The 22,444-nt window shown below is 39.9% G+C and carries 21 protein-coding genes; 7 read left to right on the top strand and 14 right to left on the bottom strand.

The features are described from left to right. Positions 1-10: 10 nt before the first annotated feature. From minC to minE, 3 genes are all read left to right on the top strand, one after another. The gene (gene minC / locus RMZ41_RS17950; RefSeq protein WP_322643826.1) at positions 11-1,069 is read left to right on the top strand and encodes a septum site-determining protein MinC; all 1,059 of its coding nucleotides are present in this window, start codon (positions 11-13) and stop codon (positions 1,067-1,069) included. Between the two features lie 353 nt (positions 1,070-1,422). Continuing rightward, positions 1,423-2,229 carry a septum site-determining protein MinD gene (gene minD, locus RMZ41_RS17945; RefSeq protein ID WP_322643825.1) on the top strand — a complete coding sequence of 269 codons (807 nt, stop codon included), beginning with the start codon at positions 1,423-1,425 and terminating at the stop codon, positions 2,227-2,229. 36 nt (positions 2,230-2,265) lie between these two features. Next, on the top strand, positions 2,266-2,556 hold the full coding sequence (gene minE / locus RMZ41_RS17940) for a cell division topological specificity factor MinE (protein ID WP_322643824.1): 291 nt from the start codon (positions 2,266-2,268) through the stop codon (positions 2,554-2,556). Positions 2,557-2,685: 129 nt separating this feature from the next. On the opposite strand, the gene RMZ41_RS17935 is transcribed toward minE, so the two are convergent. Further along, a complete protein-coding gene (locus RMZ41_RS17935; RefSeq protein WP_322643823.1) occupies positions 2,686-4,002 on the bottom strand; it encodes a hypothetical protein in 1,317 nt (438 codons plus the stop codon). Between the two features lie 863 nt (positions 4,003-4,865). Here RMZ41_RS17935 and fmt point away from each other — a divergent pair. Further along, positions 4,866-5,870 carry a methionyl-tRNA formyltransferase gene (fmt, locus tag RMZ41_RS17930; protein WP_322643822.1) on the top strand — a complete coding sequence of 335 codons (1,005 nt, stop codon included), beginning with the start codon at positions 4,866-4,868 and terminating at the stop codon, positions 5,868-5,870. Positions 5,871-5,883: 13 nt separating this feature from the next. Here fmt and RMZ41_RS17925 read toward each other — a convergent pair whose 3' ends face one another. Together RMZ41_RS17925 and RMZ41_RS17920 are read right to left on the bottom strand one after the other, a co-directional pair. Next, positions 5,884-6,249, bottom strand: coding sequence for a DUF6464 family protein (locus RMZ41_RS17925; RefSeq protein WP_322643821.1), 366 nt, complete (start codon positions 6,247-6,249; stop codon positions 5,884-5,886). Positions 6,250-6,355: 106 nt separating this feature from the next. Beyond that, complete coding sequence (locus tag RMZ41_RS17920; protein WP_322643841.1) at positions 6,356-7,867, bottom strand: FAD-dependent oxidoreductase; 1,512 nt, start codon at positions 7,865-7,867, stop codon at positions 6,356-6,358. Positions 7,868-8,048: 181 nt separating this feature from the next. Between RMZ41_RS17920 and RMZ41_RS17915 the strand changes: the two genes are divergently transcribed. Together RMZ41_RS17915 and modB are read left to right on the top strand one after the other, a co-directional pair. Then, positions 8,049-8,951: a class I SAM-dependent methyltransferase gene (locus RMZ41_RS17915; protein ID WP_322643820.1), complete on the top strand. Its 903-nt coding sequence runs from the start codon at positions 8,049-8,051 to the stop codon at positions 8,949-8,951. 220 nt (positions 8,952-9,171) lie between these two features. Next, positions 9,172-10,980 (top strand): molybdate ABC transporter permease subunit, encoded by a 1,809-nt coding sequence (gene modB / locus RMZ41_RS17910; protein ID WP_322643819.1) that lies wholly within the window; start codon positions 9,172-9,174, stop codon positions 10,978-10,980. 131 nt (positions 10,981-11,111) lie between these two features. On the opposite strand, the gene RMZ41_RS17905 is transcribed toward modB, so the two are convergent. The 4 genes from RMZ41_RS17905 to RMZ41_RS17890 all read right to left on the bottom strand — a co-directional run bounded on the left by RMZ41_RS17905 (position 11,112) and on the right by RMZ41_RS17890 (position 15,845). Continuing rightward, the gene (locus RMZ41_RS17905; protein WP_322643818.1) at positions 11,112-12,137 is read right to left on the bottom strand and encodes a hypothetical protein; all 1,026 of its coding nucleotides are present in this window, start codon (positions 12,135-12,137) and stop codon (positions 11,112-11,114) included. 170 nt (positions 12,138-12,307) lie between these two features. After that, positions 12,308-14,053 (bottom strand): hypothetical protein, encoded by a 1,746-nt coding sequence (locus tag RMZ41_RS17900; RefSeq protein WP_322643817.1) that lies wholly within the window; start codon positions 14,051-14,053, stop codon positions 12,308-12,310. 127 nt (positions 14,054-14,180) lie between these two features. Then, positions 14,181-14,705: a hypothetical protein gene (locus tag RMZ41_RS17895; protein WP_322643816.1), complete on the bottom strand. Its 525-nt coding sequence runs from the start codon at positions 14,703-14,705 to the stop codon at positions 14,181-14,183. 78 nt (positions 14,706-14,783) lie between these two features. Beyond that, positions 14,784-15,845: a sigma-70 family RNA polymerase sigma factor gene (locus tag RMZ41_RS17890; RefSeq protein ID WP_322643815.1), complete on the bottom strand. Its 1,062-nt coding sequence runs from the start codon at positions 15,843-15,845 to the stop codon at positions 14,784-14,786. Between the two features lie 263 nt (positions 15,846-16,108). Between RMZ41_RS17890 and RMZ41_RS17885 the strand changes: the two genes are divergently transcribed. Beyond that, positions 16,109-16,255, top strand: a complete 147-nt coding sequence (locus RMZ41_RS17885) for a hypothetical protein (RefSeq protein WP_322643814.1) — start codon at positions 16,109-16,111, stop codon at positions 16,253-16,255. 202 nt (positions 16,256-16,457) lie between these two features. Here RMZ41_RS17885 and RMZ41_RS17880 read toward each other — a convergent pair whose 3' ends face one another. From RMZ41_RS17880 to RMZ41_RS17850, 7 genes are all read right to left on the bottom strand, one after another. Continuing rightward, complete coding sequence (locus RMZ41_RS17880; RefSeq protein WP_322643840.1) at positions 16,458-16,829, bottom strand: four-helix bundle copper-binding protein; 372 nt, start codon at positions 16,827-16,829, stop codon at positions 16,458-16,460. 765 nt (positions 16,830-17,594) lie between these two features. Further along, complete coding sequence (locus RMZ41_RS17875; RefSeq protein ID WP_322643813.1) at positions 17,595-17,867, bottom strand: cupin domain-containing protein; 273 nt, start codon at positions 17,865-17,867, stop codon at positions 17,595-17,597. A gap of 22 nt (positions 17,868-17,889) precedes the next feature. Continuing rightward, positions 17,890-18,249, bottom strand: coding sequence for a Mo-dependent nitrogenase C-terminal domain-containing protein (locus tag RMZ41_RS17870; protein WP_322643812.1), 360 nt, complete (start codon positions 18,247-18,249; stop codon positions 17,890-17,892). Positions 18,250-19,098: 849 nt separating this feature from the next. Then, positions 19,099-20,562 (bottom strand): protein kinase domain-containing protein, encoded by a 1,464-nt coding sequence (locus RMZ41_RS17865; RefSeq protein WP_322643811.1) that lies wholly within the window; start codon positions 20,560-20,562, stop codon positions 19,099-19,101. 47 nt (positions 20,563-20,609) lie between these two features. After that, on the bottom strand, positions 20,610-21,155 hold the full coding sequence (locus tag RMZ41_RS17860) for a GIY-YIG nuclease family protein (protein WP_322643810.1): 546 nt from the start codon (positions 21,153-21,155) through the stop codon (positions 20,610-20,612). Positions 21,156-21,208: 53 nt separating this feature from the next. After that, complete coding sequence (locus RMZ41_RS17855; RefSeq protein ID WP_322643809.1) at positions 21,209-21,538, bottom strand: hypothetical protein; 330 nt, start codon at positions 21,536-21,538, stop codon at positions 21,209-21,211. A gap of 423 nt (positions 21,539-21,961) precedes the next feature. Then, positions 21,962-22,156 (bottom strand): hypothetical protein, encoded by a 195-nt coding sequence (locus RMZ41_RS17850; protein ID WP_322643808.1) that lies wholly within the window; start codon positions 22,154-22,156, stop codon positions 21,962-21,964. Between the last annotated feature and the right edge of the window lie 288 nt (positions 22,157-22,444).

The raw sequence follows: 22,444 nt of genomic DNA, 5'->3' as shown, positions 1-22,444 counted from the left end.
CTAGTACTGCATGACTTCTGATTCTGCAATTCCCAATCTAAAGTCAAATTCTGCACTTCCTGATGCAGAATTAAACTCTATCCTTTCGGAGGTAGAGGTAAATTCTACTGTTTCTGATGTAGAGTCAGATCCTATCCCCCCTGATGCGGAGTTAAGATCCGTCCTTCTTTATTTAAAATCAAATACTGTCCTTGGGGATGTAGAACCAAATCCTGCTGACCCAGATGTAAAGCCAAATCTTCCTAAGCCAGATTTAGAGTCAAATCCTGATACCGCATCAGATTTCATATTGACTGATTCAAATCCCAATGAGTCAGCAATATCAGCCTATCGCGTAAGTGATAATACTCAAGTCCAGTTAAAAAGTAAGGAGGGACGACTGCTACTAATTTTGCCCCCAGAATCTCAAGCATCTGCCTCAGAACTAAGTTGGTCTAATATTTGGCAACAAATCAGGCAACGTTTGAATGCAGGCGATCGCTTTCGGATAGCTAATACCCCTGTGCATCTTATGGCACAAGACCGCCTAGTAGATGCCAGACAACTCCAAGAACTCGCCGAGGCTTTGAGTGAAGTCCAACTGAGACTAATGTCTGTCTCAACAAGTCGCCGACAAACTGCGATCGCTGCCGTCACATCTGGGTATTCTGTAGAACAATTGCAGCCCCTAACTTCCCTAAGTACAGAACCAGAAGCTACAGCTACACCCCAGGCAGATGCCCTTTATCTAGAAACAACAGTCCGTTCTGGAGTAGAAATTCGTCATCCTGGTACAGTAATTATCTTGGGAGATGTAAACCCAGGTGGTATTGTAATTGCAGATGGAGATATTATCATCTGGGGTCGTTTACGTGGAATCGCTCATGCTGGGGCTGGAGGCAATCGTGAGTGTCTGATTATGGCTTTGCAAATGGAACCTACCCAATTGCGGATTGCAGATGCTGTAGCTAGGGCACCAGAAAAATTACCAATGCAATTTTCTCCAGAAGTGGCACATATTATGCCCCAAGGGATTCGCATCGCTAGGGCTAGTGATTTTTCTAGAAACCAATTTACTAAGAGCAATTAGCAGCCCTGAATATTTACCTAAAAGATGAAGAATATTAAGGATGAAATATAGCGGTTTTTATGTAGATGGAATAAACTACTCTAATCCCTAGCGTTGTGTATTTCACACCACTGAGCGTAGATGCATTAGCGTTGGCGAAGCCTCTCGTAGAGAAGCGGTAGCGACCTTCGCGTAGTGTCTCGCAGAGAAGGAGCGTCAGCGGCTTGTCGTCAGACATGGTAATAAAAAAATATTCATCCCTCTCCCGAATCAGGGAGATCAGATATTTCTTCATACTTGATACGATACTTCATACTTTATACTGCAATTTACAGTTTTATATTTCCTGAACCCTCATTGACCGCATTTCTATCATGACTCGCATTATAGTGATCACCTCCGGTAAAGGAGGAGTGGGTAAAACCACAGTTTCAGCAAATCTGGGCATGGCTTTAGCCAAAATGGGTCGTCAAGTTGCCTTGGTTGATGCGGATTTTGGTCTGAGAAATTTGGATTTGCTGCTAGGGCTGGAAAACCGCATCGTCTATACTGCGGTGGAAGTCTTGGCCAGAGAATGCCGCTTAGAACAAGCCTTGGTGAAAGATAAGCGCCAACCCAATCTTGTACTGCTGCCGGCAGCCCAAAATCGCTCCAAAGATGCAGTCACACCGGAACAAATGAAGTTACTGGTGAATGCCCTGGCGCAAAAGTATCAGTACGTGATCATCGATAGCCCCGCCGGGATTGAAAATGGGTTTAAAAATGCGATCGGCCCGGCAAAAGAAGCACTAGTTGTCAGCACGCCAGAAATTTCTTCAGTTCGTGATGCCGATCGGGTCGTTGGGTTACTAGAAGCACAAGGTATCAAGCGTGTTCATTTAATAATTAACCGCATCAGACCCGCAATGGTGCAGGCAAATGATATGATGTCAGTGCAAGATGTTCAGGAACTTCTCGCCATTCCCCTGATCGGGGTAATCCCTGACGACGAGCGTGTTATTGTATCTACCAATCGCGGCGAACCCTTAGTGTTAGCTGATAATCCATCTTTAGCTGCAACAGCCTTTGAGAACATTGCTCGTAGATTAGAAGGAGAAAGTGTCGAATTTCTGGAGATCGACTCGTCCCAAGACAGCATCTTCGCCCGGATACGAAGGTTGTTCAGGACAAAGATTGTTTAACTTACTTTTCCAGTCTCTGCGCCAGACCTATTCGTAATGATTGAACTTCTAGAAAAACTTTTTTTTCGCAGCCCTGATAGCAGTCGAACTCAAGTTAAACGTCGCCTGCAATTGGTGATTGCTCACGATCGCGCTGACTTAGATCCTCAAACGTTGGAAAAAATGCGGAAAGAAATCCTAGATGTAGTCTGTCGCTATGTCGAAATTGAGACAGAGGGCTTAGAGTTCTCCTTAGAAAGCAACCAACGAACCACAGCTTTAATTGCTAATTTGCCCATCCGCCGAGTCAAAGGAGCCATACCTGAATGGGAAAGGGGTGATAAATAAGCCTTTATAATTTTAATTTTAAGTATTTTTACTTGAAGCGATTGGATAAACGCAGTAAAATTGACACTATAAAAAAATCTCCCGTTGTCAGCAGTGAGGACAACGGGAGTATATAAAATTTTCTATAAACTATCGGTAAGCAACTTGTGGCCCTGCCCAAATTTCTGTAACCTTTTTACCAAAAGTAATCGGCTGATCGTTATCTGTTGTAGTGACAGTTTTACCATCATTAGCAACTTGCATTAGCGGCCAATTCTCTTCACCCAATTCACCTGCACGGAACAGCGCCCGATCTGGTTGGCTTCTACTCCACCCTAACAAGACGGCAATTTTTTCATGCTCATCCTCATTAGCAGGAGCAACTGTATTAGCTTGATTTTTTTGCCGATCCCAAATCACTGCACTATCTGTAGAATCGCCTGTGTTAAATATACCTTCAAACTTGCGTGCTAAGAAGCGATCGCCTTTTTCCGACCAACTAACTGGAACTAATACCCCAATCTGACCGTTTGGATTAGTTTCTTCTGACGACGCACCCTTTAAAGCCTTTTCCTTTAATAAAGGATCGCTAACAGGAGTAGTTGAAGCCATTACCCACAACTTTTTCGTGTGCATATCTTGGACAAACAGAACGCTAGTAACGCGGCTGTTGTACATTTCTGGTTTTACTTCTAGTTGCACCCGGCTATAAACAGCATATTTACCATCTGGAGAAACCACTGGTACGCTGCGGTAGTGACGAACTCCAGAACCACCCTTGGAAGCGATCGCTTCTTGAGTCGCTGTAATCCATTTCCAAGGAATCGGATGAGGACTACCTATGGGATCTATTTGTTCTGCTTGGGGTTCATCAACTGGTTCCACAACACGTATTTCAGTGGTTGTGGTTGATTCTGATTGTCTTATAGTTGGTACTACCTGAGTTGCTGTCAATGATTCAGTTAAAGATTTTTCTCTCGAAAAAGAATTTTCTTTTTCTTTCAAAGACTTGATATTAGCAGCTTTGAGTTTTCGGACTAAATTAAGCTGACTGACAGGAACATCTGTTAATGGTGCGAGTTCAACTGCTGCCAAAGTATCAGGAACAATTAAATCGCTGTTTGAGAGAGAACTATCTGCTTGAGCAAGGGAATGAATTTTATTTGCTGGTAATACTTGCGGTTCCTGGACAGCAGTACTTTGTGTTGGCACATCAAATTGTTCTATTAGAGAATCAATTTGATCTGTTTTTAATATTTCAGCGTTCTCAGGTTCCCCAACTACAGCTATTTCCTTTGGTACAGAGTCAGAATTTCCAGTCATCGAAGTTAGTTTAGCTACTTCGGATTTTGCCTGGAACGAGTGAGCCGATGCTCCTAACAAGGGTGCAATCAGTATCACAACGACAACGTAATTGAGAAATGGTTGCGCGCGGAACCATCCTGACAGCAAAAGGGGTTTAAGCATTTGTAGACTCTCTAGAGGGGGGTTGCTATGTGAGAAGCAATACCTATGCAGCAATGGGGCAAGCAGTAATTATATGTATAACAGGAAACTAAAAACTTTGACGAGATATTTGTTTCAAAGTTTGCAGAGTTTTACAAAAATTAAGTATCATTGTCCACACCTTTTCTTACTGAGGTACTGAATGTTTTTTTGCAAAAATATGCGAGTATAGTAAATATGCTGAGAACTCAGTAATTACTACACTATCTTTAATCCTGCTGTTGCTATATCCGACCAGACCAAAAATAGGTATTAGTCAAAGAACTTGCAAGTTATAGTTGAGGCGATGACGCTGGCAGCCAAAAGTGAGATAACTTAGTAGTTATTGGGGATCGTACTAGAAATGACTAGTACACAATAAACAACCCACGTTACACACTAAATATAACAGCGCAAACCCTCAAAATGGTAAATGTGAGGCGTTACGTGAGAGGCTGGGAAAGCAGAAGCACAATAAATCATACTCAGAAAATACTGCTGTCAGCAACCCAAATCACAAATTGCAATCTCAACTACAAAAAATAGCTAGAAAAGGCAATAGTTTTTTATAAACCAAACTACACTTAATGCCAATTTCGGGAAAACGATCGGGAACACAACAAAATTTACTTGGTAGATGCTCTAGTGGTTCGTGACGAAACACCACTAAACTATTAGGTTCACTAAAGGCAGATGCAGTTTAGACAACCTGTTACATTTCTTAACTTAACTATTAAGTTAAATTTTGCAGCCTTTTGGTTTCACCAATACGAAAATATTGTACCACCAAACAGCCGATATTATTTACCATTAATTAATGACTAACGATTAACAACTAATTATTAATGAAAATTGTATTCTTTGGTACACCCCAGTTTGCTGTGCCCACTTTGGAAAAGTTATTGAATCATTCAAAATTTGAGGTGTTGGCGGTTGTCACCCAACCAGATAAACGCCGGGAACGGGGAAATAAACTGACACCAACACCTGTAAAAGCGATCGCTACTGCTCACAATTTACCAGTATGGCAACCAGAACGGGTTAAAAAAGACACTGAAACTTTAACCCAACTCAAAGAATTAGACGCAGAGGTGTTTGTTGTTGTCGCTTATGGACAGATTTTATCGGCAAAAATCTTAAAGATGCCAAAATTGGGCTGTATTAATGTGCATGGCTCGATTTTGCCTAAATATCGCGGTGCAGCGCCGATTCAGTGGTGTTTGTATAACGGTGAAGAAGAAACGGGGATCACAACCATGTTGATGGATGTGGGGATGGATACCGGGCCAATGCTAGAAATAGCCACTACACCCATCGGATTACTGGATAATACTCAAGATTTAGCTGAAAGACTCGCTGCGATCGGTGGGGATTTGTTGGTGGAAACTCTGTTGAAGTTGGAACGCCAGGAAATTCAACCAATTCCCCAAGATAATTTGGCAGCTACCTATGCGCCTCTGATTCAAAAGGAAGATTATGGTTTGGATTGGTCAAAAAGCGCTATCCAATTACACAATCAAATTAGAGGCTTTTACCCTAACTGCACGGCTACCTTTCGTAACAACTTGTTGAAAATCACCGCTTCGGTTCCCCTTGGTTCTGTAGGCGATTGCAATCTTCCACCAGAATTACAAGAATTAATTCATAAATTGCCTGATTTGTCAAATGTTTTAGACAAACCGGGAGTTGTAGTGAGCATTGCCAAAGGAATTGGAGCGATCGTCCAAACTGGGGAAGGTTTGTTGCTGTTACGAGAGGTTCAGCTAGCTGGGAAACGTCCCCAGTCAGGATGGGATTTTGTTAATGGAACCCGCTTAACTGTGGGAGAAGTTTTTGGTGCGGGTAGTTGAGGGCAAATAACTCTTAACTCCTAACTTCTAACTTTTCATAAAAGCGGCAAGATTCGCAAGGGCCATCTGGGTTGACTGCACAGCGAATGAGTTCTGAATGGGCATTGTAGCAGCAGGTGGCGTCACCAATTACCCAACGTCCACCTACCAAACTTTTCTCAGATGGTCGTTTAGCCGACTGTACGTAAATAGCAATATTATGTAAGCGGTAGCGCCCAGCTTTAAGTTGGTATTTATGACGGCGTTCTAAAACCGCGTAGGTTTTACCCTCAAAATCGAGATAATTTCCGGGTTGGGGTGTCCAATCAAGTTGCACTTTACCGAGTGATTCACGCGGATGTGTCAGAATCACCTCGGTTTGTAAAGAGTCTGGCTCCATAAGCTTATGTGATTTGGTTTACATTAGAAAAATGGTATGGCATAGCTTTCTTTAGCTTACCGAATTTAGATTACAATTAATAATTCCCTCCTTGCGCCCCTACGGATTACGGCAACCAAAAGTCAGGCAAGATGGACTTGCCCAACTCACGTAGAGTTTGGTTGAGCGATCGCGCCACTTGGATATGTGCTTCATCCTCTTCTACAGCTAAAATCTCGGCTGGCTGACCTTTTCTTAAATAAGACACCACTAAATTCGCCGCCTCCAAACCAGTAACATAAGCCTTTTCCTGTGACCAAGAACCATGACGGTTCACAATCCAATCCCCACTCATAAACACATTCTCAAAACTTGTCTTCGCGGGCAACATATAACGATAGCTGCCAGGTGCAAAGTGAGTCACCGCTTGAGGTAGCCGAATTACACTACTATCAACGATTTTTGCCTCCCGAAAAGTCGGTACACAAGTTGCTAAATAACCCTGAACTATTGCTAAAATCTCCTCATCACTCAAATTAAGAAACTGATTTGCATGATAAAAATCAGCTTCAATTACTGTTCCTGGCTCATCCCGATATTCATCATGTAGAGCATTCAAATCAAAAAACGTCCAACCTGTACTTGCGTCGAATCCAAAGCAGGCATTAGAGGGACGAGGAATATCAATTTTGCGGTCAAACCATAGCCGTGTTGCTAAAACATCAATTGCTCCTAAATTGCTCAAATTACGGAATTCTTCATGGCTTTGTAAACTAGGACTATTTGAGACAATTTTCTTCATCCCCGTGATGCCAACTGCAAAAATCACGGCATCTGCATCAAAAGTTTCATCACCGCAAACCACACCCTTCGCCCGATGATTGCTATCAACAATTAAATCTGTAACTCGGCGCTTGGGTAGCACTCGCGCACCAGCTTTTTCAATCCGTTCCACCCAAGGACGAAATATCTTTTCTCCAACAGTTCCCCGACACCAAACTACATCAAAATCAGGTTGATGAGCCAGAATAAAAAAGTAAAGCATCCCTAAAGTTGCTGCGGCTGAACATTGTTCGCCAGGCGCAAATAAGCCTACCAATAACATTGGTTCAAAAGCGTCACGGTAAAGCCTTGCAGAAACATTAAAGTCTTTGAACAATTCACGAGCAGTTACAAAGTCATAGCGTCGCCAAGCTTCATCAGAATTGTCAAAATCAACAACAGCATACAGTAAAGGCAGGGCGCTCAGACGGTCAATTAATGGCAATCGTTTAAACTGTGTATATAGAAAAGTTCCTAGTGGGGAGGGAAGTCGGGGTAAATCTTGAAAAATCGGTGATTCAACTTCCAAGCCTGCTGGCGAATATTGTGAAGAACGAGTCCAAGTAGTAAAAGGATTAATTTCTAATTGATTAATTAGGGAAAAAATATTTTTATAAGGATACCAAAAGCCATGAATGCCAGCTTCAACAGATTTCCCGGCGGCTGTTTGCCAACCTGCTACCAATCCACCGGGATAAGGGCCTGCTTCTAGAAGGGTAACATCATAGCCTTGTTTAGCTAAATGGTAGGTTGCTCCTAAACCAGCCCAACCAGCGCCTACAACTACCACCCGTTTTTGTTGCGATCCTTCTACCATAGCAGCCTCCGATTGTTGCTGTCCATCAACTAATGTATACGAACTTGTGTTGCGATCGGATGACAGGTTGTTACTATAGCGGTTTTCCTGCGGATGCAGTTCAGTAAACATCTCTTGCGGTTAATGCTGAGTTACGAGTATAACAGAAAACAAAGTCAACTATTGATGAGGAATAATCATAATGACTCAAGTAGCAAATACAAAATTCAGTCTAAATGACTTTGAATTACGAGATGGCATTTATTTTCCTAGTGACTATGAACAATTGAATAATACTCAACATAAAAAAACATGGGACGCAATTGGTAAAACATATTATGGTTCCCAAAAAGTTGAAAAACTTGCAGAGACATCGCCGATCAAACAAGATTATACTCTGTTAACTGGCACACCTGGAGGGACTTGGAACAAATTTCCATTGAATAAATCTGTCGGCTCTATTCTAGAAATTGGTTCTGGCTATGGTCGCGCACCTTTGCATCTCTCTAAAGCCAAAAATCTGAGATGCGAAAAGTATTATGGTGTTGATATTTCTGAACCTTTATTGCGGCGGTTAATCAAGGTTAAACAAGAATATAATTTTTTCCCAGAAGCTGAATTTAATTTAATTTGCACTTCTGCGGAAATTTTGCCTTTAGAAGATAATTCTATAGATTTGGTAATTTCTAACTGCGTCTTTATGCATATACCAGATGCACAATTAAGAAATTTGTTAGCTGATATATCTCGCGTACTAAAACCTGGCGGAATTTTTGTTTTTAATCATTCTTTTCACAATAAGTCTTGTCCGTCTCATATTATCCATAATTTTATCAGAAGGCTGAACCCATTTGTGAGAAATCCAGTTTATCTCAAGCAATACTCTGCTGTTGAAATAAATGAAATGTTAGCAACTGCTGGCATCCAAACTAAGTGCCCAGAATACATTGTTGAACCAACGCAAGAATATGCAATTTTGCCGGAAACTATTAAAGGAATTCCAGTACCTTTTGCTAATGCTATCAACAGAAGCCTTAAACCATCAGATGCTTTAAAAGAAACTTTAGCTTATGGTTTTAGTGCTTACAGCACGAAGCTAGACTAATGAAGTAAGTCGACCTGAATATAGCGAATTTTATTTGAATTATTAGGGTAGCACAGCTAGCTGTGCTACCCTAATTCGTATAAATTCATCGGGTATCTTGTTTCTGGCGAATGATTCAGTGTTGCTATATTTACTAAGTAATTTACCAACTTTTTCTAAAATCTTAAAACTAAAGTTGGTAAATTAGTAATTACTTAAGCTAATTTCTCCTTACGCAACTATGCCATTGGATCTATCGCCCCTTTGGATATCACTGAAAACTTCATTGCTTGCTACATTTATCACATTTTTCTTGGGTATTGCTGCTGCCTACTGGATGCTGGGATATCGGGGCAGAGGTAAATCGTTGATTGAGGGTATCTTTATTGCGCCACTGATTTTACCGCCTACTGTTGTCGGTTTCTTGTTGCTGCTATTTTTTGGCAAAAATGGCCCTGTAGGGAAACTCATGGAGGGTTTTGACTTCAGCATTGTCTTTACTTGGTACGGTGCTGCGATCGCAGCCACGGTAGTTGCTTTCCCTTTAATGTATAAAACTGCACTAGGAGCTTTTGAACAAATAGATGGCAACTTGCTGCAAGTAGCTAGAACTCTTGGCGCAACCGAAGCTACAATCTTTTGGCGCATCAGTTTACCCCTAGCACTACCTGGCATTGTCGCCGCCACAATGCTCGCTTTTGCCCGTGCTTTGGGAGAATTCGGGGCAACGTTGATGTTGGCTGGTAACATTCCCGGACAAACGCAGACAATCCCAATGGCGATTTACTTTGCTGTGGAAGCGGGAGCAATGAACGAAGCGTGGTTTTGGGCGATCGCAATTATGGTGATTTCTCTATCTGGAATAATTGGGGTTAACTTCTGGCAAGAATTGAGGGAAAAGAGGAGGGGGGCAGGGGGAGCAGCGGAGGCAGGGGAGGCAGGGGGAGAAATTCTTTATACTCCGCAATCTAGTTTTGAATCTGGTGGATTGTTTGTCAATATTGAAAAAATCCTGACTAGCTTTGATTTAAAAGTTGCTTTCACTACTGATAAACAACCTTTAGGATTGTTGGGGGGTTCTGGAGCAGGTAAGAGCATGATTTTGCGCTGCCTTGCGGGGATAGAAACGCCCTCAAGTGGACGTATAGTTTTAAATGGTAGAGTTCTGTTTGACTCCGAACAAGGAATTAATTTACCCAGCCGCGATCGCCGCATTGGTTTTTTGGTGCAAAATTACGCTCTCTTTCCGCATTTGAGTGTGGCACAAAATATCGCTTTTGGCTTGCCCAAAAAACTATCTGCTGGAAGTATTCGGGTGCAAGTAGAGGAGCAACTTATAGCGATGCAGTTGCAGGGATTAGGCGATCGCTATCCGCACCAACTTTCTGGAGGTCAACAACAACGAGTAGCTTTGGCAAGAGCATTAGCAAGTCAACCGGAAGCATTACTTTTAGATGAGCCGTTTTCGGCACTTGATACACATCTGCGTAGTCAATTAGAGCAGCAAATGACAGAAACTCTTGCTGGCTACCAAGGTGTGACTTTATTTGTCACCCATAATATGGAAGAAGCTTATCGGATTTGTCCGAATCTATTGGTGTTGGAGCATGGTAGAGCCGTTCATTATGGTAGCAAATACGATATTTTCCAGCATCCTGCTACTGTGAGCGTCGCCCAACTCACTGGATGCAAAAATTTCTCGCGTGCTGTTCTCCAGTCATCAAAACAGGTAGAAGCGATTGATTGGGGTTGTATTCTCCAAGTAGTTGAACCAGTCAAAAGCGAATTATCCCATATTGGCATTCGTGCCCATCAGTTCATTTTTACCAACGACTTATCACAAGAAAATACCTTTCCCTGCTGGTTAGTAAGAACAAGTGAAACACCCCACCGAATGACATTATTTCTCAAACTACATTCTGCTGCCAAGAATTCTCAAGATTACCATCTGCAAGCTGAAGTCTTCAAAGAAAAATGGGCGACGATGAAAGACAAACCTTTTCCTTGGTATGTGCGTTTAGATCCTCTGCGCTTAATTTTGATGGAGTGAACGCAGAGATGTACTGTACAGGGGGTATTTAATCAGAGTTGGAATAGAGTTGTCTTTTTTAGACTCCACCAGGGTTAACGAGAAGTGCAATGGAAAATGCGATCGCTACGGTGAAGTGCGATCGCATTAGGTTATTTGATGTAAGTTTCCAATTTACTAGTACTATCAGCAAGTTTCCCAACAGAATTTTTAAATTCTATTAACTCTTCTTCCAAATTGTTGAAACCTTTAAAATATTCAGCACTATTACGAACATCTCGTATTCTATTTTTAGTTTGAAACAGTTTTGGCTTTAAGCTATTGCAAATCAAGGAAATATCCCTAGCCCTAACTACACCTTCAGCTAGTGCTTTCTTCTCAATTTCTAATTTATCTTGAGTATCTTTTAATACTTTAATTTTTTCCTGAGTCTGAGAAAGGTTTGAAGAGATTCTACTTTTATTATTTTCAAGCTCATTCAGTTCGTACCTCAGACGCTCAAGATGATCTTTTCTTTGGCTGAGTTCTTCTTTCAGAGACGAGAAAAGTCCAGCATCGAAGCCTTCATAAATCCTTTGTCCAGCATAATACAATCCGTAAAAAGGTATGAGAGTCTTTAAATCTTCTGTATCCGGGCTTCTTGTTTTTCGGTTGTACTCCTCCTCCATTCGATTGTATTCTCGTTGTGAGTTCTCTACTTCCTGTTGGGTTGATGTTTGTAAACTCCTACTCCGTGCTAGCTCGGAGTTTACATTTTCGATATCAGAACTTAGTTTTTGTTGTTCTTGATATGATGTGTTAATGTTGTTTGTAATTTTTTCTAGGTTTTTCTGAGCTTCATTGCTTCTGTACTGAAACTCTTCTGCAACTTTTGCTGCATTGTCACTAAGTAGAACAATAGAATCTTCTATTGATGCAATTGTCTTAAAAGCCTTGTCATTAGATTGATTTGGAAGGTTTTCAATAGATTGAAGTACTCCATTGCTCTCTGACTTAACGGAAGAAACATAATCTCGTAATGTATCTGTATTAACTAATGCCAGAGCTGGCGTTGGAGCTACAAGAATTACAGACAGGATAAGACCTACTAAGGCTCTCAAAAAAAGTTTAAATTTTTTGAGACTGCTTTTTCTCTGGAAAAAACAAAGTTTTATGGAACTGGTTTCATTTTTGTTCATTTTATTACTCAGTAATCTCAAACTTAAGATAAAAGTGTTTTATATGCTCTAAAGCAGCGAAGCCATAACTAACAATTGTAGCTTCGCTGCTTAATCAGCATCTCCGAAAAATAATCTGAAACTCCCGCAGATTTGTCGCAAGATTCTTATTGCAAATCTTGTTTTAAAGGTTAGCGTGCCAGCTTTGCTTCAACGTCTAAAATTTCTATCTCTTTACGAACAGATTCCAGAACTTTTTTAGCCAACAAAGGTGCTTGTGCCTGGGCTTCCTTGATTGAAGGTGCTGCTTTAATATTTTCTCCTACTTGCTTGTAAGTATCATTTACTGCTTTCAGATATTCTTTGCAAACACTATTCAGAGCGACCCAGCGAGATAAATTAGTCACAGCCCCCTGTATAAATGTAGGCTCTAAGTACTCTTTAATTCGATCTTCTTTGGATTGAATATCTTGGATATCTTTAACATCAGTTAACAACTGTGATTTTGCAAGCCCTTTACAGAATGTCTCCATTGAGCGCCAGAACAATGCTGCTTGATTCAATGAAACTACAATTTGGCTGAGTGCTTTTACAGCGCAATGGAGAGTCTCAACAGCTGTTTCTGCATTAGAAATACCACTGTTGGTATTTGAGATTCGTATTGCATATTCTTCCATAGCTGCCAAAGTTTTACGATTTTGTGATGCAAGCTCATTTTTCTGCTTGAAATACTCCATCTTCTGTTTCTCTGCTGTTTCTGAAGCTGATTGCGCCCGATCTCCTAATTTTTCAACTTTCTCTGAGAACTTGTGTAGCCCATCAGTAATGCTGTTGAGGATTTTAGCTTTAGCATCTTTCTCAGCCTTGAGTGTCTCGCTTTTTTTACGCAACTCTTGGACTTCTTGTTCTTTTTTTGCAACCTCTGTTTTTTCAGCTTTCTCTTTTGTGTCTTTTAGAATACCCTCAGCTTCCTTAATTTTTTTCTCGTTTTCCTCGATCTGCTTTTCAACTTTGCTTACCTCTGACTGTGCTGACTCCATCTTCTTGGTAATATCTTCTTCTGCGGTTGCCGGATTTTTTGAATCTTGACTTTCCTGAGACTTAGTTGTCTGTGCGGCGATTACCTGGGCGTTGGCTACTTTCCCGATAGCTCTTGTAGTAGCCATCGTAGGTTCTATAGCCATAGCAATTTGAGCTGCTGAACCAATACCTGAAGCAAGACCGGTCGTAATTGCTGACGTTAACCCTAGAGCAAATGCTCGTGTGGACTCAGTCTTGGCTAGCTCTTTGGCTTCAGCATATTCTTTACTAATCTCGTCGTATGCTTCTTGAAGTCCTTTTTGAAGCTTTTGGGCATTTGCCTGATTAGCTTTCAAGTCATTTAACTTCTCTATCATCTCTTTCTTCTTCGCATCTTGAAGATTCTCTTCTTTTATAGAATCTTCAAGTACACCTTGAGATTTATTACCCAGTTGTTTAAATCGTTCAGCTAATTTAGCGGCATCATTAGCCATCTCCCCTGCACATTCTCCACAACGTATCAGTTGTTGTAGAGCAAGATTCTCTTGACCCTTAAATAACCACTTGTAGCTCTTGAGTGTATAGTTTACGACTTCTTGGGACTTAATCTCAAAAACTTGAACTGTTGTGATGGAATCAGCAGAAACATCAAGAAGTTCTTTTTGTAATCCAGACATCTTGGACTGGACTTGTGTCCCTGCTAGGGCGTTGTATGCAACAAACATCAAATCGGCAGCATTTGTCAAGTTCGACACTAGCGAACTGAGAGATAAATTTTGTAAAATCTCTTTCTGAGATGCAAGCACTAGCTGAGTAGTGACTTCAGGCGCAATATCAAGGGAATATTTCTCTTCTTTATCGCCTATTTTGAGAAGAATTGAGTGTTCTTGAGGGAAAGTTTTTACTATTTGACTCATGTTACTTACCAGTAAACTAAATTTTTCGTCGAAGTCTTGGTGAGCGCTATGATGCTTTTCAATTAAATAACGATTTCAGAAATCAATTTCTGAAATTCAAGCAATCGTCTCCCACAAATTAGAGAAGCTATCTCTCGTTTTCCTGGGTTGCTGTGGGGTATTTACTGAGGACGTGTGTGCCTCCTACTTTATAAAATTCGATGATTATTTGTTGGTCTTGTGTAGCATCTATCAGAGCAGTGAGCCTTTGTGCACCGTCTTTGTTATGCCAATTGTCTAACTTTTGTTTAACACTGACGATTCGCAATGGTCTTGTTATCTTATTCATCAGATTCGTCAGTAACGGTATCTTATTTTTTGGTATGTTAGTTTCTTCAACTATTTGCAAGAAAGATATGTACATATGGGGTGGTAATCCTTGCCTATTGCGTATATTAGGCGGTTCCGGTATTAGTCTGTTTTCTAATGACACCCATGCTTCTCTTGTATTACGATCTGCATGATGTATTTTTTTGGTAAAGCTCCCATTTAGAGCGCTTTCTAGTAGTTGTAAATCTTCGCTTTCGATTGATACAATTAATAAATCTCCGGCCATTCTATTTTTCCAGTTGGGTATTTTGCTTATCTCCCTTATGACGTTTCTCTCTTTCATTTCCTGAATTCTCTCTCGGATTATTTCCTTTCTTCATTTTTCTCTTACTCCCTATTTTCCTTCCTGTTTTTTATTTTATTAAGTATAAAAATTGGTTAATTGAAAAGCGGGAGGAGAGCGGGATTGTTGCAGAAATTTTCCCCATCTTTTCCCAATTTTTGACTGTTGTTGCATTCTCTGCACCACCAGATAGGAATTCCCCCAACTTCGTGTTTTCTCATTAAAATATGCCAAAACCAAAATCAGTTTAGGCTGGCTTTCACACAGCACCACTTCAACGCAGCGATAACTATTTCTCTTTACTTCTAACTTCCCATCAGAATTCGCCGCAATAGAAGCCGACTCTCCAAGCTGCATAGATAGTGTTACCTCCTGCGGTGTCTCACCAATAACAATTTCTACTTCCTCCACCGCAACGGATAATGTCATAGTCTTGATCGCAATCGGTTCAACTCCTGCATTCGCCTTGGACTTTTCCTCAATTGCAGACTCAGTTACTCCCATTGTTGGCGTAACAGATTTATCCGTATCAATCCCATCCTCACCGATAAAATATCCCCTCAATTCCTCTCGCAAAATTGCCCGCGCTTGGGAGATGCGCTTGCAGACATTCTGGTAAGAAATCTCTTGCTGTTGGGCAATTTCTTGATAAGACAGTTCCTGATAAAAGTGCAGGATAAACGTCTCGCGCAGCCTAGTCGGTAAATTATCAATGGCACGACGAATCACAATCCTTTTCTCGCCAGTCTCCATTACACTTTCTGGCGTATTCTCACTCCGTATCAGTCCTTGCTCCTCATTAAAGGCGTATACTTCTATATTCTCAACTCTATTGGTACTGCGATCGCGTTCTCGATGAATATCCACGCAGAGATTATGAGTCAGTCTTGTCAGCCAAGCCTTAAAATTAGCAATTTCCTCCGCATACTTTTGCACCTTCTCCCAAGCCTTAAGCATCGCCCGACTCAGCGCATCTTCAGCATCCGTCGGATTCCCACCCATCCACCTGAGACAGCAACAATGAAGATAATCTCGATATTCCTGCCATTGTTGCCAAAACCTTTTTACTAAATCTTTATCTTCCGAGTTATTCCGCAGGCAGGACGTAACTGATGCAACCACTGATTGACAATTTGACATAGCTCCTGATGTGGTAGTGTATCCAGTCACTGCAAAATTAATGCCTTCAACCCCTTATAGGGCTAGGCATTCGAGTCTGAAATATGGACTGAAAGTCAAATGATGATGTACTTGCTGTATGCCGTAAATCTAACATCTCTCTTTAGGCATATCTTCAGTAAAATCACTTACCTTGATTAAAAAATCTTAAATCAATGTGAGTTCAACGGTTAAAAAAAGGCAAAAAGCTTGCTAGATATGAAGCGCGAAAAACTGAGCAGTTAATGACGTATTTACAGGTAGTACGGCGGTTGATAGATTCCTTGACAACCATCAGTTCTGCTTTTAACGGTTCTGCTATTGGTCTAAACACCATTAGTGACTTCAACAGATCCCAAGGTAACAAGATTTTACTGGATAAGAAAGACTAACTTTATTGCGTAGACGCTTCGTCTTGTCGCTGACATCGCTTCTAATCCCAAAACTATTTTAAGTAATACTAATACTTTTTAAGGTATGAATTGAGACTTAATTAATGATGATTTTAGAAGTCCTTACTTCAAGCGCCCAGACCCCAAAGAGTCTGAGCGCTTGAATATTAGGTTGCAGAGAAACTTCTGCTAGTTAGAGAAATTAAGCAGGCATCATTTGCATACTTCTGCAAGACTCTGCACACTTACGGCAAGCGGCAGCACATTCCATCATTTTCATGTCATCGCTCATTATCTCACATGCCATTGCAGTGCGATCGCACATTTCGGCGCAAAGCATACAAGTACGTCCCATAAACTCAGAACCGCTCATCATCATATTCATGCAAATCATGCACATTTCAGAGCAATCGCGCATCATGCTCATCATGCTCATCATGTCCTTGTCCATCTGCATACCACCTTTGGCCATGCAGTAAGTCATGGTTTCCATGCACATTTTATGACAGTCCATACAAACTTCCATGCAGGCTTGCATTTCGGCAGTCATGGTTTCATTCATCATCATCATCATCATTTGAAATACCTCCTGATTTGTTGATGCATAAAAAGTGTCCTTGAAAGGACTACTAATAACATTAGTCCTATCCTTTTAAAGAGTCAATGGTAGTTTTTTATCCAGAATTATTAAGACTACTATCCCGATGTAATTACCGGTAATTTGAATAAATTCTACAGAAGTTTAGTGCTGTTTTATTGGTTGTTGTTACAGGTTAAGGCTTAGATACTCCCTCTCATAAGTGGGGTTTATTGAGCAAGTCAACTTTTACATCGGGGATCGCAAATTAGAGCCAAGTAATTTGGCGCTAATTAATATTTTAAGCTATATTAAGAAATTTAAATATAGGTAAGTTGCCACACATCATCAACAATTCCAGATGCTTTATCCGATATGTTAACGCACCCTATTTTAAAGTTATATTTCTTCATATATATTGAATTTTTCTCGCCAACTCATTTACATCAATTATTTGTAAAATTGTGCAAACTTAGGCTTGGTAAAACAAGGGGATTTGGCCCCTTGTTGTATACAATCTCACCGATGAAATTACAGCAGATTTCAAGTTAATCAAGTACACCCGCGATAAAGCATTCACTAGGGTTGAAGAGGCATGTACTTAATTTAACTGTAAAGCGCTGTATATTCCTTTGGGTGTGGCGAAAAGCTATATTTTCAATCAAATGCATCAACAACTTGAGCGCTATTTCGGTAGTTATTTTAACTAAATAAACCAATAGAAAAATTGTCAAATCGACGGGGATCGCTTTTGTCTATTGGTTAATCAAAGTAATAATGTTTTTTCACGTCGCTTGTAATTTCCCAGATGCAGGACATGCCAGCAGGAAAAACCACCAAATCGCCTTTACCCATTTGCACTGGCTGTCCACCATCAGGAGTAACAATTACATTTCCTTCCAAAAAGTAGCAAGTTTCTTGAGAATCATAAGTCCAAGGGAATTTTGAAACTTCCTTATTCCAAATTTCCCATTTAGAGACACCCAATTCATTGAGGCGTTCTTGTGTGGGTTGATGCTCAATTTTAATTTCCATATTGTGCTTTTTCTAGTTATGTTTAGCAGTAGGATTGAATATCCTCTCCACACTGATCTACTAGATAACACAAAGCGCGAAAACGCAAGTATACAAGTTCGTTGTAAAGCGGATTTAGCTTGCACATTGGCGGAATATGGGCTATTTTGCGACCAAAAACCATGATATCGCGCTCGAATGGACACTGGGCGGGGATCAGTTTCGCAATAAATTTAGCTAACTTCTGATTATGAATCTCGATTTTATCTAGCCATTGACGTAATGGTTGCAGTAAATCTAATTTAGGTTGAGCTAATTGGTTTTTACTATCTGCTTGATGATTTTGTCCTAAAGGTTGAATAAAAGCAGATAGAAAAATACGCCGATTGTTTGTTTTAAGCATAGTTGTAGGCAAGGTTTTCCTTGTGTAGATGAACTATTTGCCGATTGGTATATTACCATTTAATTTCTCTAATCAATTTGCATTTTGCTTGTTTGTAAGGAAAGAAACAAAATAAGCACAATTGAAAGAATTTACATGCATCTTTAGAGGTAAATGGTTTAACTAATTGTTATTTAAACCCACCAAATCAGGAAGAACTGTCCCGTTAAATACAAAATAACAAAGAAAATATAAAAATGGCATTTCTTTAACTTATCGATTTCTAATCTTGTAGATAGCAATTTTATATATTAAATATAAATCCCTAGTTCTGAAACTGCCTAGTATCTAGAGATGTAATTTGGGGGACAAAAAAACAGGTTATATCTGACTGTATATAGAGTTCGCTAGGATTAGCCTCTAATATCTCACGATTTTAGGCTACTAAATATTTAGTAATCTGTCCCATATATTACACTAATATGCCTTAATCTTATCTAATAAGTAGAAATAAATCGTTTGATAAGCTTAAGCTAATACACTTACGACTTATAGCATTTGGAAGAAGATTTGCAATACATGCATAGGGCGTAATACCTATTACATCTGAATTTCCGCTTGGCTGTAGGGGCAATTCATGAATTGACTCTACAGTTAAGCACATTTTCAAATACAAATTGTATAAGGGCTTACACAAGTACGTCCTCACCAACATATAGGACTTGTATTTGATTTTTGAAAAAACTCAGTACAAGCCAAAAAGCCTTATTTTCCCTTGCCCCTTACTTCTTTCCTACATATACAAATACCTTATATAAATCTGCTTGGGTTTATATAAGGTATTTTTAAAATGGTATAATTATAAAAACTTTATTTTTTAAAATATCTCAAGCCGTAACGATCTTGATATTTATTGATATAGTCTACATTCTGTTGCTCGAATTTTGACAGCAATTTAGGTGGAAATTCTTTTGATGAATATATAGGACGATACCAAGGTTGATTATTAAAGTAATATTGTAATTCGGGAGTATCAAAGCGGCGGCCATGGCTGGCAAAAATTGAATTTCGCATAATATCTAGTTCAAAACCATCTTTACCATCCAAATCTGCATCAGTTACAAGTCTTTGGGAAAGCCAGAAATAAGTATTGACATCTGTAGTGGCAACTGGTGCTATTGATTTAGTTGGGGAAGGTGTAGATTGAGCAGGAAGAAATGGGGTAGTTGGTATAAGTTTGGGAGTTTCTATTACGGGGCTTGCGATCGCTGATGGTGTTTGTGAAGATAACACCGTTTTGTCTGCTGTAGATTGAGTAGATTTTGGTAACACTTGGCTAATAATGACAGATGCACCAACTAACCCACCTGCGATTAAACTGCCGATAAGGATATTATTCTGACTTTTACTTTGAGGAGTCGGGTGTGGTTTGACAGGCATTGCCTGATTTGCTGGTGCAGAGACTACAGTTTGTTGAGTCAAGAAGGGTTGTGTTGGTGGAATTGGATTTGCTATGCTCTGCAAAGCATCCAGCATTGCTCTAGCTGTGGGGTAGCGATCGCGCGGATGATATGCGATCGCTTTATCGATCACTCCTGCCATGATTGGGCTAACATGACTAGCGTACTGTCGCCAGACAATCTCACCAGTCTGGGAATCGGTTTCTAGTTGTTGCGCCTGTTTACCAGTCAACAAATAAATTACCGTCATTCCTAAACTATATAAATCGCTAGAGAAAACCGGTCTACCTGCGGCTTGTTCACTCGGCATATAACCAGGTGTACCAATCACAATCGAACTCGTAGGATTGCCTTGAGAATTCACTACCGTTCCCATTGATTCCCGGATAGCGCCAAAATCAATTAGGACTGGTTTACCATCTTGTTCGCGCAAAATGATGTTATCCGGTTTAATATCGCGGTGAATGATATGCTTAGAGTGAACGTAATCCAGGACAGGTAATAAATTCAGAAATAATTCCTGGACAGCGCTTTCACTAAATAGCCCCTGATTTTGGACTTTTCGAGTTAAGGTATCTCCTTCAATCCACTCCTGAACTAAGTAAAATTGTCCGCCAGAGGAGAAATAGGCATATAATGCCGGAATTTGGGCATTTGCACCACCCAGTGTTTCTAAAATTGCTGCTTCGCGTTGAAACCTCTCTTGCACTAACTGATAAATTTCAGGATTGTTGTGAATCGCTCTTAGCTGTTTAACCACACAACGGCGCTTTGAAGGCATATAGGTATCTTCTGCTAAATAAGTTTCACCAAACCCACCAGCGCCTAGTGTGCGGATAACTTGATAGCGATCGTTCAGCAGATGTATTGTCATGGGAGATTATAAGCGGTATTCATAAGATAGTTTTCCCAAAACAACCTTCATTTCAAATCTAGTAAACCTTCTTCTTTCAATTTAGGATTAAAACGAATTTGCATTTGCAAACCACGTCCTTCTAGTAATTGCGTTAAAATTTCTGCTTCTACTCTCCGCGCCACATTTTTAATAATTTTTATTTGTGCTAATTCATCATTAGCTGGATTTTCATATTTTACCTGTTCTTCAGGTGTCATGATCGCTTTGACATCAATAGGATGCGTCCATTTTTCCTTTTTATCCCCATTTCCCCAAGGCAAACTTCCATTTTCAGTAATCCAAGCAGTTTCAGTATTTTCTAAAATTGTGCGACTAGGGCGTTCAATAGTTTGAACTTTGACCCAGTAGCAATGCTGTGGCTGACGGACTAAGTGCTGTTTGAGGCTGAGATAAACATCACGAGAATATCCTACGAATTGCAGAATCTTTTCTTGGTCAAAGATAGCATATACTCCGATTTTGCCCTGAAATTGTTCGGGTAATTGACCAGAATCATCAATGTAAGGAATATATTCTAGAGTTGCTAAAGAAGAAAGATTAGTTTCAACCATATATCAAATATCAAGTTTACTTTTTGCCTATTAGATAAGAACGATCTTAAGAATTAACCATTGCCAAATTTTTGGTAAATAGCACAGAGGCGGCTGGGTTTGAAAATTTTAGCACTAAACATAAAATTTGGTGGTACATTAATAATGGCATATTCATCAGATTCATGATACTTTTCAAATTCTGTCGGCATTCCTTTAGTGGTAGTTAAGCTGTAAGGAACTGGTTGGAAAAGTAATTCTGTAAATCTAACTTGCTCACACTGCAACTGTTGACAAATTTGATTTAAGAAAGCAGCGCTTGTCAATAAATTGAATAGAGTTTCTTGAGCTTGTGTTTCAAGGGTGAAACTACCATCAAAGTTTTGAACGATTTTCAGGGGCATTTTATGTATGGATAGTTATTAACGACTAAGGAAAAATTATCACTTTAAGATCAGCCTATTGGATTGTGGTACTTCTGTCAGCCACAAGAGGAAGTTAGGATGATTAAGAATCATGAAGTTTAGCAGATTTGAGGGATAGCTGATTTTTCCTCTAGGCTGTGCTGACAAAATTCAGCTATATATATCCATCAATAGATATAAATAAAACTTTTTAAAAGTATAATTAAATACAAAAAGTATAGTACAAAAGCGATATATATATTTACTCCATCAACCTCCATCCTCCCTAGAAGCAATTTTCATACAATAAAAACGAGTGGATAATCGTGATTTAAACCACAACTATCCACTCAAAGTTTACTAAATGCGCGTTACTAGAAAAAGCTCAATTAGATTATTGGAACTGGGAAAAATTCAAACCAATTACCGTGACTCGGTTCCCTGATTGGGGCTACCTGCGACAAAATCCTCTCCTGGTGCTTCTGGTGTAGCGGTAGATTTTGCATCAGTGTCACCAGTCTCGCCAGTTTTGCGAATATTTTCGTCGATAGGGGTTTGGTCATCACTGTAAGAGGTAGGCTTGCTTTCTTGATTATTAGATTTTTGTTCTTCAGTCATAACTACATTCCTAAGTCTTTGATTCTTAGGATTATCTTAAAAAATTATGAGTATGAGTGCATCTATCTAGAATCTAGTTATCACTGATTCGCCCTCTATCGAAAGTATTGTTTGGTAAGCCAAAAGATACCTAACCTAACATAATTGAATTAAACATAACTCTTGCAGGGTAGGCAAGATGAGCGCCCAGCTTACGACTCATCCATGCTGACAACAATCCAGAGTAAGTGACCTCACTCAACTCATATTATCGATTATGTTGCAAAAACTGCCCATAGTTTGATAAAA

This window comes from Nostoc sp. DedVER02, from assembly GCF_034530675.2.
Lineage (GTDB): Bacteria > Cyanobacteriota > Cyanobacteriia > Cyanobacteriales > Nostocaceae > Nostoc.
This window is presented reverse-complemented; position numbering and strand designations above follow the sequence as displayed.